The organism is Ideonella margarita (assembly GCF_038066635.1).
Classification (GTDB): Bacteria; Pseudomonadota; Gammaproteobacteria; order Burkholderiales; family Burkholderiaceae_C; genus Ideonella; species Ideonella margarita.
This window is the reverse complement of sequence record NZ_JBBUTI010000002.1, coordinates 173,491-185,872: the sequence shown is the minus strand read 5'-3', so window position 1 is coordinate 185,872 and position 12,382 is coordinate 173,491. Positions and strand designations below refer to the sequence as shown.

Genomic DNA, 12,382 nt, shown 5'->3' with positions numbered 1-12,382 from the left:
GGTGTGCGTTTCAGAGCTTGGTGATGTGGGTCTGTTGCTGGTCGCTGAACATGTCGACGACGCGGCAGTCGTTGCACATCTTCAGACGATCGGCGGCGGCGCCCTGGAAGGCCGGATGGCCCGCCAGCTTGCCCAGCATGTTCTCGATGGCCTTCAGCGTGCCGAAGGGCTTGGCGCAGCGGATGCAGGCGAAGGGTGCAGCCTCATGCAGCACGCGGGCGCTCTTGCGGGCCTTGCCCTCGTCGGCCAGCCACAGGCGCGGCTCCAGCGTGATGGCGGTTTCCGGGCAGGTGCTGACGCACAGGCCGCACTGCACGCAGTTCTTCTCGATGAAGCGCAGCTGCGGCTTCTCGGTGTTGTCGGCCAGCGCGCCTTCGGGGCAGGCGCCCACGCAGGCCAGGCACAAGGTGCAGCGGTCGGTGTTGACCTGCAGGCTGCCAAACGGCGAGCCTGCCTTCGGCAGCGCGATGGCTTCGGGCTTGGTCGGGGCTTGCGAGAGCAGGTGGTCCAACGCCATGTCGAGCGTGGCGCGCTTGTTGGCCTGGGTGGCCATGGCCAGCGGCTGGGCCACGGTGGCAGCGGGGGCGCAGCGCAGGGCGGCGTCCAGGCTGGCCAGGTCGCGCGCATCGCGGGCTTCCAGCAGGTGCAGGTGTTTGCCTTCAAAGCCCAGTGCGTGGAGGATGGCCTGGGCCACCGCCATCTGCTCGGTCAGGGCCTGGCGGTACTCGGGCGCTTCCTCGTCGGTCAGCAGCACCATGATCTGTGAGGCGCCCATCGCGATGGCCGAGAGCCACAGGTCCAGGCCCATGCTGGCGGTGTGCCACACGGCCATCGGCAGCACGCGGGCGGGCACGCCGTGCACATCGGCCTGCGTGCGGGCGGCGCGGCCCAGCTCATCGATCAGCCGGGTGCCGGCGCCCTGGCTGTGCACCAGCAGCGCTGCGTGCTTGCCGCTGGCGCGCTGGTAGGCGCCCACCAGGGTGCGCAGGCGCTTGCCCATGTCGACGGTGTCGGGCGTGGCGTAGGCCAGCGCGCCGCTCGGGCACACGGTGGTGCAGGCGCCGCAGCCGACGCACAGGTGTGGCTCGACGATGATGCCGCCGCCACCACCCTGGGCGATCACCTGCTTGCTGACGCCCTTGAGCGAGGCATTGCTGCGGATGGCGCTGGTCGAGCACACGTCGATGCAGGCGCTGCAGCCGATCTGCTCATTGCGGCTGTGCGCGCACAGCTTGTGCGTGTAGTGGAAGAACTTGGGCTTGTCGAACTCGCCCACCATCTCCCGCAGCTGCAGCACGGCGTCCATCCGGCGGCGCTCGTCGCGGCCCGGGTGGAAATAGCCTTGCGGCGGCTGGTGCTGGCTGAAGGCAGGGGCTTCGCGCAGATCGAGCACCAAGTCGAACGCTTCGGTGATCGTGGTCGCGCTGCGGTTGAAATCAATCGCGCCAGCCACCTCGCACACCTGCACGCAGGCGCGGTGGCTGTTGCAGCGGGCCAGATCGACCTGGTAGCTGAAGTCGATCGCGCCTTCGGGGCAAACGTCGATGCAGGCATTGCAGCGCGTGCACAGCTCGGCGTCGATCGGATTGCCGGCCGACCAATGTGCCTCGAACTGACCCAGCCAGCCCGTCAGCCGGGTGAGCTGGCCCGTGTGCACCGGCCAGTCGCGCCGCTGGGGCAGGGCGCCGCCGGGGCCGTCGAGCAGCAGGGTCACGTCCAGCTTGTCGGCCAGCAGCGTGGCCATGCGCACGGCGTCATCGGCGCTGCCGATCACCAGCGTACGGCCGGACGAGCGGTAGGGCACGGTGACCACCGGCGTGGGATCGGGCAGCTGGGCCGCGGCGATCAGGGCTGCCAGCTTGGGCGTGGCCTGGGCACCGTCTTTCGACCAGCCGCCGGTTTCACGCAGGTTGACGAAACGGATCGGCCGTTCGGTGACGGGCTGGGTGCCCTCGGTGGCCGCGTTCAGGTCGAGGAAGAGGCGGCTTTCCTGGGTGCAGGCCACCAGCACATCGTCGCCCGACTTGGCGGCGCGCTGGAAGCTGCCAGCCTCGCGGCGGCACAGCAGCGAGTGGACCGTGTCCAGGCCGTCGGTATCAGCGCCCGGTGTCTTCGCCAGGGCCTGGCTCAGCGCGGGGGCGTTCAGCGGCAGGGTCCGGTTGCAGTCGCAGATCAGCGTTTTCATCGGGGGTGGGCTCGGGCAGGGTGAGCGTCTCGGAGCGATCAGCTTCGAGCGCGGGGGCTGTGTCAGGGGCGGCGGCGGTAACCAGGTCGGCGTCGCCTGCCTCAGGTTCGGTCGGGTCTTTGCGGAACAGGCCCAGGGCCTCGCTCTGCACCATCCTTTCCAGCCAGCCTTCCGGCAGCGGGTCGGGCTGGCTGTAGTCGTCGATGTAGATGTCGAGGCCGTCCATCACGTTGTAGTGCGGATCGGCGAACAGCTTCTTCAGCGCGGCATTGCGCACATCGGGATTCACGTCGCGCTGCACGAAGCGGCTGACCTCGTCGCCCACCTGCAGCTCGGCCACGTCGGCCAGGGTGGGCGCGGGCGGCTGTGCGGGGTCGGTGGGCTCGGTGGCTGAAGCACCGGCAGGCGGCGTGTTGGCTGGTACCGGCGCCGGAGGTGCGACGGGCACCACGGCGGCCGCTTCAGCCTCCCGCACGTCCGCCTTGCGGCGCGACCAGCGCGAGAAAAATCCGCCAGCCGGGCGGTCGGATTCCGGGGCGCTCATGGCCGGGGCTGCCTCAACGCTGGCCGGGGGCGCGGAACGAGGCCGGGCGCTTGCGCTGCTTGACCTCGGGGCGGTAGTTGGCGTCGGTCCAGGCCTGCAGCCACTCGCGCTCATCGGCACCCAGCGGCAGGTTGTCGACGCGCTCCTGCGCGTCCAGCAGCCGGCCCGCCTCGTTGTACGAGAGCGTGACCTGCTCGGGCCAGGCGCGTGAAGGGTGCTCGTCATCGACCCGCCACATCACGAACCACACCGGCGCGCCACTGGTGAGGTTGAGGTAGTAGCCCTCGCCCTCGTCGTGGAACAGCGTGACGTCGAACCCCGGGTACAGCGTCTGCGCCGTCTTGCCGTCGTCGCGCAGCACGCGCGGAGCGTCACCGAACAGGCCGGTGTCGGGCACCACGTCGGCGATCACGAAGCGCCAGTCTTCCCAGACGTTGGGCTGGTGCTGGCGCTCGATGACCACCGCCACGCGCAGCTGGGGCAACGCTTCACGCATGCTTGTCGCTCAGGTGTTCTTCGACACGGTGATGGTCGGGAACTTCGACGAGAAGTCCTTGGTGCGCTGGGCGATCTTCACCGCCACCTGGCGCGCCACGGTCTTGTAGAGGCCGGAGATCTCGCCATCAGGCTCGCTCACCACGGTCGGGCGGCCGGCATCGGCCTGCACGCGGATCGACAGGTTCAGCGGCAGGGCGCCGAGGTAATCCACACCGTAGTCGGTGGCCATCTTCTTGCCGCCATCGGCGCCGAAGATGTGTTCCATGTGGCCGCAGTTCGGGCAGCAATACACAGCCATGTTCTCGACGATGCCGAGGATGGGCACGCCCACCTTCTCGAACATCTTCAGACCCTTCTTGGCGTCAAGCAGGGCGATGTCTTGCGGGGTGGTGACAATGACGGCGCCGGTGATCGGCACGCGCTGGCTCAGCGTCAGCTGGATGTCGCCGGTGCCCGGGGGCATGTCGACGATCAGGTAGTCGAGGTCGCCCCAGTTGGTCTGGCGCAGCAGCTGCTCCAGCGCCTGGGTGGCCATCGGGCCGCGCCAGATCATGGCGTCGTCTTCATTGATCAGGAAACCGATGGAGGCCACCTTGACGCCGTAGTTCTCCAGCGGCTCCATGGTCTTGCCGTCCAGGCTTTCCGGCCGGCCGGTGATGCCCATCATCATGGGCTGGCTCGGGCCGTAGATGTCGGCGTCCAGGATGCCGACCTTGGCGCCTTCGGCCGCCAGGGCCAGGGCCAGGTTGACGGTGGTGGTGCTCTTGCCCACGCCGCCCTTGCCCGAGGCCACGGCGATGATGTTCTTCACGCCCGGCAGCAGCGAGACGCCGCGCTGCACCTGGTGCGCCACGATCTTCACGCTCAGGTTGACGCTGACGTTCTCCACGCCACCCACGCTGCGGGTGGCCGCGATCAGGGCCTTGCGCAGCGTCGGCATCTGGCTTTGTGCCGGGTAACCCAGCTCGACATCGAAGGACACGTCGGTGCCGTCGATGCGAAGGTTCCTGACCTGCTTGGCCGACACGAAATCACGGCCGGTGTTGGGGTCGACCACGGTGGTCAGTGCGTCGAGGACAGCTTGTTCGGTCAGCGCCATGGTAGGTTCAGGTGTGCATAGGTAAAACGTGCGCGAGTCTACCGGCTGGCGTTGCGACAGCCTGTCGCAGGGGCTTGCCTCAGGGTTTACACCGCCGAGGTGTCGGGGTGGGGCCTCGGTGGCTCGGGTGGCGGGGGCACGTCGCTGCGCAGGCGCAGGCTGACACGGGCACCACGCCCCGGCAGATTGATGACCTGCAGCTCGCCGCCATAGCGCTCGACCAGGCTGTGGCTGATCCACAAGCCCAGGCCGGTGCCCTCATTGCGGCCGGTGGCAAAGGGCTGGAAAAGTCGGTTGAGCAACTCGGCCGGCAAGCCCGGCCCGGTGTCCTCGACCCGGATCTCCACACCCAGCTCCGTCCAGTCGGCGGTGGAGAGCCGCAGCTCGCCGCCTTCGGGCATGGCCTGCAGGGCATTCACCAGCAGGTTCACCAGCACCTGCTGCAATTCCTGGCGGTTGATCTGGGCGTTGCGGGTGTGCTGCCAGTCGGTGTGCACCTGCACCTGCGCGCCGTGCAGGAGGTGCTCGACCAGCGGCAGGCAGTCGCGCAGTTCCCGGGCCGCATCAACGGTGTCGACGTAACCCGCATAGTCACCCGGCCGGGCAAATTGCAGCAGCCGGGTCACGATGAGGCGCATGCGCTCGATCTGCTGGTCCATCAGCGTCAGCTCGTCGCGCACCAGGCGGGCGTGCGGGCCCAGCAGCTCACGGGCCAGATCGAGGTTGCCCTGGATCACGGCGATCGGGTTGTTCACCTCGTGCGCGATGCCGGCGGTGAGCTGGCCGATGGCCGCCAGCTTTTCGGCGCGCACCAGCTGCTGCTGGGCGGTTTCCAGCTCCAGCGTGCGGCTGGCCAGCGCGGCGGTGCGCTGCGCCACCTTGGCATCGAGCGCCTGGTTCAGGGCCTGCAACTCGTCGGTGCGCTGATCGAGCGTGTCGAGCAAGTGGTCGAAGTGGGCGGCCAGCTCGCCAATCTCGTCGCGGCTGTTGACTGCGCCGACGCGCGCCTGGCTGTCGCCGGCCTCCAGCTGGATGATGGTGCGGCTCATCTGCTCCAGCGGGCGGAAGATGCCGCGTGCCCAGCGCAGGCTGACCCAGCCCGCCACCAGCATCACCGCGAAGAAGATCAGGCCGATGGTGGCCAGCGCGATGTATTTCAGACCGACAAACGGCGCCTCCAGAAAGCCCACGTAGAGCATGCCGACGCGCCGGCCGAGGTGGTCGGTCAAAGGCAGGTAACCAGAGACGTACCAATCTTTCACGACGAAGGCGCGGTCCAGCCAGGTGTCGCCCCGGCCCAGCACGGCCTCGCGCACGGTGCTTGATACACGCGTGCCGATGGCCCGCTCACTGGCTTCGCCGCCGAACAGCCGCACATTGGTGCTGATGCGCACATCGTCGAGGAACAGCGTTGCCGTGCCGTGGCTGCCCTGGGGCAGCGCACCTTCCGGATAAACCACCTCGTTGAGCTGGTCGATGAAGCCGAGGTTGCGGTTCAGCAGTACGCCGGCCTGCAGGTGGCCGCGCAGCTGGCCATCCGGGCCCCGCACGTCTGCAGTGGCCATGACCACCATCGCGCGGTCTTCCTGTGCCTGCGCGCTGGGGGCGGCATTGGCCGTGGCCAGCAGGGGCACCGCGACGCGGGCGCGCAGGGCTTCGGGCAGGGCCGCTTGCTGCGCCGCGCTCAGCACCTCAACCGAGCCCTGGGGCCGCGGGCTGGTCGGGGGCACCCAGGGCAGGGCGGCGCCTTGCGCGGCTGCAGCGCCGGTCTGAAGGGCGCTGTCGGCGCCCGCCAGCAGTTGCCCGTCAGCGCTGCGGAACTGGATGAAGTCAAGACGCTCCCGGTCGCGCAGGCGGCGCAGCAGCGCGGGCAGGTCTTGCGCGTGCGCTTTCGCTTGGTCGCCGCGCACGGCCGCCGAGCTGCCCTGCGCCGGCAGCACGCCGTCGAGTGCGTCGCTCAGCGCGCGGGAATCGGCCATGGCCGCCGCGCTGCCACCCACGTCGGTGAGCATGCGGTCGAAGTGGCTGCGGGCCACGGCCAGGTCGGCCCGCACCTTGGCCACCAGCAGCTGGTCCACCGCCGCATTGCCCCAGATCAGCAGGAACATGCCCAGCAGCGGCAGCACCACCACCAGCGGCATCAGCACCATCGCCAGCAGCTTGCGGCGGATGGGCCAGTGCTTGAACTGCAGCCGGGGCATGGCTCAGCCGCGGCGCAAGGTGGTGCGGCGGCAGCCGGAGCTCATTGCAGGCCCCACTCGACCACGCGGCGCTCCAGCGTGCGGCGCGAGATGCCCAGCAGCTGGGCCGCGCGGGTCTTGTCGCCCGACACCGAATCCAGCACCGCCAGGATGTGCTGGCGCTCCAGCGTCTGCAGGTCGGTGGTCAGCAGTGCGTGGCCGGTTGGCGGTGTGCTGGCGGCGGCCGCGCTGCGCGACAAGCCTTGGTAAAGCGCCGACACATTCAGCGCGCCCAGAATCAACGAGCGCTCGATCAGGTTGCGCAACTCACGCACATTGCCCGGCCAGTCGTATTGCTGCAGGAAGCCCAGCTCGTCGGGCGTGACCTCGATCGGCGGCACGCCCAATTGCGGGCCGAGCGTGGCGATGAAGTGCTCGACCAGCGCCGGCATGTCTTCCTTGTGCGAGCGCAGCGGCGGCAGGTTGATTTCCACCACCTGCAGCCGGTAATACAGGTCTTTGCGGAAGCGGCCGGCAGCCACTTCCTGCATCAGCGGTCGGTGGGTGGCGGCGACGATGCGCACATCGACCGGGATTTCCTGCTCGCTGCCCACCGGGCGAATGCGCCGCTCTTCCAGCGCCCGCAGCAAGGTGGCTTGCAGGGCTTGCGGCAATTCGCCGACCTCGTCGAGGAACAGGGTGCCACCCTGGGCGTAGACAAACAGGCCGTCGCGCACCTGCCGGCTGCTGTCCGGGCCGCGCCATGCCTGGCCGAAGAGTTCGGCCTCGATCAGCTCGGGCGACAAGGTGGCGCAGTTCACCGGCACGAACGGCCCGTCTGCGCGTGGACTGTTGCGGTGCAGGGCCAGCGCGGCCAACTCCTTCCCGGTGCCTGACTCACCAGTCAACAGCACCGTGCTGCCCACGCCCGCCACCCGCTGGATGGCGGCCTGCAGGCCCCGGATGGCCAGCGAATCGCCCACCAGGCCGTCGGCCGTCGGGGTGCGCTGCGACAGCGCGCGCCGCAGCACGAAGTTCTCGCGGCGCAACTCGCGGCGCTCCAGGCTCTGTCGAACCGCGTTGAGGATCTGGGTCAGCCGGAAGGGCTTGAGGATGAAGTCGCTGGCGCCCGCGCGCAGGGCCTCGATGGCGGTGTCGAGGTCGGCAAATGCGGTGATGAGGATGGTCTCGCCCGCGAAGCCTTCCTCGCGCAGTGACTTGAGCCAGTCGAGGCCGCTGCGGCCCGGCAGGGCGTTGTCAAGGATGATCAGGTCGTAGCGGTGCCGTCGCACCAGCGCCTCGCCTTGTTCGGCGTCGCCGGCCGTGTGCACCAGCCCCATGCGCGGCGTCAGGCTCTTCTCGAGGAAGCTGCGCATGCCGGGCTCGTCGTCGACGATCAGCACGCTGGCCAGTGGCCAGGTGTTGTCGGTCGCGCCTGGCGCGGGCGCCGACGGCGTGGTGGGGGGCGGCAGATGGGCGGTCACAGGCGGCGGATTCTAGGCACAGCCGCAAAGGCTGGCGCAAGTCGGGATGTTGCGACAACTTGTCGCGCCACCAGACAGATTGTCGTGGTCGGCGTGGGGGTTGTTTCTGATTGTTCAAGAAGCTGGCGTCATCCCTAATGTGACGGCTACCATGCATTCAATTGCATATGTCATTCGCAGTCACGCTGTGCCGGAGAACACCATGAACGACGCCAAGAAACTTTCCCCTGTGTCACGACGCACCCTCTTCGCGGGTGTGGGCACGGCAGGCGCCCTGGCGGCCGTGGCAGCGGTGTTGCCGAGCGCCCCGGCGCCCGTGGCTGTCGCCCCCGTGTCGCCCGTGCCGGAAACCGGCAAGGACGGCTACCAGGAAACGGCCCACGTGATGCGCTACTACCAGACCGCCCGGGTCTGAGCGTTGCCTTGAAAGCTGGCCGCGACTGACGCGGCCATTGGTTTTTGTTGACGCGCACCTTGTCGGCCCGCTGGCCGAACCTGTCGCTTCCGCCTCCAGGAGATTCCATGCTGCTGACTCGCAGATCCAACCAAGCTGGCCAGAGTGGCTCAGGCCTCGTCAATAGTCTGACGCGCGGTGTGGCGCGCGCCATCCCCACGATGGACCGCCGCTCCTTCCTGCGCCGCTCCGGCCTGGGCGTGGGCGCCGGCATTGCTGCGTCGCAGCTGACGCTGGTCCGCCGCGCTGAAGCCTCGGATGCGCCGAAGGCGGCCGACGGCGCCAAGAAGGTGGAAGTCAAGCGCACGGTGTGCGGCCACTGCTCGGTGGGCTGTGCCGTGGACGCTGTGGTTGAAAACGGCGTGTGGGTGCGCCAGGAGGCGGTGTTCGATTCGCCGATCAACCTGGGCGCGCACTGCGCGAAGGGTGCGGCCCTGCGTGAGCACGGCCACGGTGAGTACCGCCTGCGCACGCCGATGAAGCTGGTCAACGGCAAGTACGAACGCATCAGCTGGGATCAGGCACTGGAAGAAATCAGCGCCAAGATGCTGGAGCTGCGCAAGGAAAGCGGCCCGGATTCGCTGTTCGTGGTCGGCTCGTCCAAGCACAACAACGAGCAGGCGTATCTGTTGCGCAAGTGGATCAGCTTCTGGGGCAGCAACAACACCGATCACCAGGCGCGCATCTGCCACTCCACCACCGTGGCCGGCGTGGCCAACACGTGGGGGTATGGCGCGATGACCAACTCCTACAACGACATGCAGAACGCCAAGGCGGCGATCTACATCGGCTCGAATGCGGCGGAAGCCCACCCGGTGTCGATGCTGCACATGCTGCACGCCAAGGAAACCGGCTGCAAGATGATCGTGGTGGACCCGCGCTTCACCCGCACGGCCGCCAAGGCCGACGAGTACGTGCGCATCCGCTCTGGCTCTGACATTCCGTTCCTGTTCGGTGTGATGCACCACATCTTCAAGAACGGCTGGGAAGACAAGAAGTACATCGAGGACCGTGTCTATGGCATGGAGAAGGTGCGCGAGGAATGCCTGACCAAGTGGACGCCCGAGAAGGTTCAGGAAGCCTGCGGCGTTGACGAAGCCACCTGCTACAAGGTCGCGAAGATCCTGGCCGAGAACCGCCCGGGCACCATCGTCTGGTGCATGGGCCAGACCCAGCACACCATCGGCAACGCCATCGTGCGCGCCAGCTGCCTGCTGCAGCTGGCCTTGGGCAACGTCGGCAAGAGCGGTGGCGGCACCAACATCTTCCGTGGCCACGACAACGTGCAAGGCGCTACCGACGTCGGCCCGAACCCCGATTCGCTGCCGGGCTACTACGGCCTGGCCGAAGGTTCCTGGAAGCATTTCGCCAAGGCCTGGGACGTTGATTACGAGTGGATCAAGAAGCAGTTCGCGCCGGGCATGATGACCAAGTCCGGCATGACGGTGTCGCGCTGGATCGACGGTGTGCTGGAGAAGAACGAACTGATCGACCAGGAATCCAACCTGCGTGGTCTGTTCTTCTGGGGCCATGCACCCAACTCGCAGACCCGGGGTCTGGAGATGAAGAAGGCGATGGACAAGCTCGACCTGCTGGTCGTGGTGGATCCATTCCCGTCGGCCACCGCCGCCATGGCCGCGATGCCCGGCAAGCCGGAAGACTTGAACCCGAAGCGCGCCGTGTACCTGCTGCCGGCCTGTACCCAGTTCGAGACCACCGGCTCGTGCACCGCCTCGAACCGCTCGGTGCAATGGCGCGAGCAGGTCATCGAGCCGCTGTGGGAATCGCGCACCGACCACATGATCATGTACCAGCTGGCTCAGAAGCTGGGCTTCGACAAGGAGCTGGTCAAGAACTACAAGATGGTCAAGGGCAAGGGCGGCATGCTCGAGCCCGAAACCGAGTCCATCCTGCGTGAAATCAACAAGAGCGTCTGGACCATCGGCTACACCGGCCACTCGCCGGAGCGCCTGAAGGCCCACATGCGCAACATGCATGTCTTCGACGTGAAGACGCTGCGTGCCAAGGGCGGCATCGACAAGGCCTCCGGCTACAGCCTCGACGGTGACTACTTCGGTCTGCCGTGGCCGTGCTGGGGCACCGCCGAGATGAAGCACCCCGGCTCGCCGAACCTGTACGACACCTCCAAGCACGTGATGGACGGCGGCGGCAACTTCCGCGCGAACTTCGGTGTGGAACGTGAAGGCGTGTCGCTGCTGGCCGCGGATGGCTCCCACTCGCTGGGTGCTGACCTGACGACCGGCTACCCCGAGTTCGACCACCTGCTGGTGAAGAAGCTGGGCTGGTGGGGCGAGCTGACCGAGGCCGAGCAGAAGGCCGCGGAAGGCAAGAACTGGAAGACCGACTCGTCGGGCGGCATCATCCGCGTGGTGATGAAGAACCACGGCTGCCACCCGTTTGGCAATGCCAAGGCCCGCGCCATCGTCTGGAACTTCCCGGATCCGATTCCGCAGCACCGCGAGCCGCTGTACAGCACGCGTCCGGACCTGGTCGCCAAGTACCCGACGCACGACGACAAGAAGGCCTTCTGGCGCCTGCCGACGCTTTACAAGACCGTGCAGGAAAAGAACAAGGACATCGGCAAGAACTTCCCGCTGATCATGACCTCCGGCCGTCTGGTGGAGTACGAAGGCGGCGGCGAGGAAACCCGCTCGAACCCCTGGCTGGCCGAACTGCAGCAGGACATGTTCGTCGAGCTGAACCCGAAGGCTGCCAACGACCGCGGCATTCGCAACGGTGAGTACGTTTGGGTGAAGACCCCGCCGATGGCTGGCGTCGAAGGCTTCCGCGGCATCCGTGTGAAGGCCATGGTGACTGAGCGCGTGGATGCGGAAACCGTGTTCCTGCCGTTCCACTTCTCGGGACGCTGGGGCGGCCTGGACATGGCGGCTTATTACCCGCAAGGCGCCATGCCGGTGGTGCGCGGCGAGGCCATCAACACCGCGACGACCTACGGTTACGACAGCGTGACGATGATGCAGGAAACCAAGACCACGGTCTGCCAGATCGAGCGTGACAACGCCTGATCGCCAGAGGAGAAACTGACATGGCAAGAATGAAGTTCATCTGCGACTCGGAGCGCTGCATCGAGTGCAACGGTTGCGTCACGGCCTGCAAGGCCGAGCACGATGTGCCCTGGGGCGTGAACCGCCGCCGCGTGGTCACGCTCAATGACGGCGTGCCTGGTGAGAAGAGCATTTCGGTGGCTTGCATGCACTGCTCCGACGCACCCTGCATGGCCGTGTGCCCGGTGGATTGCTTCTACCGCACCGACGAAGGTGTGGTGCTGCACGACAAGGATGTGTGCATCGGCTGCGGCTACTGCAGCTACGCCTGCCCGTTCGGCGCACCGCAGTTCCCGACCAACGGCACCTTCGGCCTGCGCGGCAAGATGGACAAGTGCACGTTCTGCGCCGGTGGCCCGGAAGCCAATGGCAGCGACGCCGAGAACGAGAAGTACGGCCGCAACCGCCTGTCTGAAGGCAAGCTGCCGGCCTGCGCTGAAATGTGCTCGACCAAGGCCCTGCTCGGCGGCGACGGCGACGTCGTGGCGGACATCTTCCGCACCCGCGTGCTGACCCGTAACAAGGGCAGCGAAGTCTGGGGCTGGGGCACGGCTTACGGCCAGCCCACCGCTGCCAAGACCGAAGGCGCCAAGTCATGAGCCGCGTTGCCCACCTGATCGCGCTGTCGCTGTGTGCTGCTGCGTTGGCCGGTTGCGGCGAACGCGCGCAGATTGACGCGTCCAAGCTGAAGAAGGCTGACGCGAAGCCCTGGGAAAGCGCCAGCAACGAGTACACCGCATCGGGCTGGACCACTGGGGATGAAACCAGCTGGCAAACCCAGATCCGCACCCGCAATCAAGGCCAGAACGAATACCAGCGCACCGGCTCGGTGACGCCGGCCAAGTGATGGCG

10 protein-coding genes are annotated in these 12,382 nt (G+C 67.4%); 4 read left to right on the top strand and 6 right to left on the bottom strand.

Annotation, left to right across the window (positions count from 1 at the left end):
- Positions 1–10: 10 nt before the first annotated feature.
- The 6 genes from AACH00_RS03825 to AACH00_RS03800 form a co-directional block, all read right to left on the bottom strand.
- Positions 11–2,185 (bottom strand): 4Fe-4S binding protein, encoded by a 2,175-nt coding sequence (locus AACH00_RS03825; RefSeq protein ID WP_341397656.1) that lies wholly within the window; start codon positions 2,183–2,185, stop codon positions 11–13.
- The gene (locus tag AACH00_RS03820) at positions 2,097–2,729 is read right to left on the bottom strand and encodes a DUF3306 domain-containing protein (protein WP_341397655.1); all 633 of its coding nucleotides are present in this window, start codon (positions 2,727–2,729) and stop codon (positions 2,097–2,099) included. Before AACH00_RS03820 ends, AACH00_RS03825 begins: the two co-directional genes overlap by 89 nt.
- 13 nt (positions 2,730–2,742) lie before the next feature.
- On the bottom strand, positions 2,743–3,225 hold the full coding sequence (locus AACH00_RS03815) for a DUF3305 domain-containing protein (protein WP_341397653.1): 483 nt from the start codon (positions 3,223–3,225) through the stop codon (positions 2,743–2,745).
- A gap of 9 nt (positions 3,226–3,234) precedes the next feature.
- Complete coding sequence (gene apbC / locus AACH00_RS03810; protein ID WP_341397651.1) at positions 3,235–4,326, bottom strand: iron-sulfur cluster carrier protein ApbC; 1,092 nt, start codon at positions 4,324–4,326, stop codon at positions 3,235–3,237.
- A gap of 86 nt (positions 4,327–4,412) precedes the next feature.
- Positions 4,413–6,527, bottom strand: coding sequence for a sensor histidine kinase (locus tag AACH00_RS03805; RefSeq protein WP_341397650.1), 2,115 nt, complete (start codon positions 6,525–6,527; stop codon positions 4,413–4,415).
- A gap of 41 nt (positions 6,528–6,568) precedes the next feature.
- Positions 6,569–7,990, bottom strand: a complete 1,422-nt coding sequence (locus tag AACH00_RS03800; protein WP_341397649.1) for a sigma-54-dependent transcriptional regulator — start codon at positions 7,988–7,990, stop codon at positions 6,569–6,571.
- Between the two features lie 202 nt (positions 7,991–8,192).
- Here AACH00_RS03800 and AACH00_RS03795 point away from each other — a divergent pair, with 202 nt between their 5' ends.
- From AACH00_RS03795 to AACH00_RS03780, 4 genes are all read left to right on the top strand, one after another.
- Positions 8,193–8,405, top strand: coding sequence for a formate dehydrogenase (locus tag AACH00_RS03795; RefSeq protein WP_341397648.1), 213 nt, complete (start codon positions 8,193–8,195; stop codon positions 8,403–8,405).
- Between the two features lie 107 nt (positions 8,406–8,512).
- Positions 8,513–11,491: a formate dehydrogenase subunit alpha gene (locus AACH00_RS03790; RefSeq protein WP_341397647.1), complete on the top strand. Its 2,979-nt coding sequence runs from the start codon at positions 8,513–8,515 to the stop codon at positions 11,489–11,491.
- 20 nt (positions 11,492–11,511) lie between these two features.
- Positions 11,512–12,129 carry a formate dehydrogenase FDH3 subunit beta gene (gene fdh3B / locus AACH00_RS03785; RefSeq protein WP_341397646.1) on the top strand — a complete coding sequence of 206 codons (618 nt, stop codon included), beginning with the start codon at positions 11,512–11,514 and terminating at the stop codon, positions 12,127–12,129.
- A complete protein-coding gene (locus AACH00_RS03780; RefSeq protein WP_341397644.1) occupies positions 12,126–12,377 on the top strand; it encodes a hypothetical protein in 252 nt (83 codons plus the stop codon). The genes fdh3B and AACH00_RS03780 overlap by 4 nt, the downstream gene beginning before the upstream one ends.
- Positions 12,378–12,382: the final 5 nt, after the last annotated feature.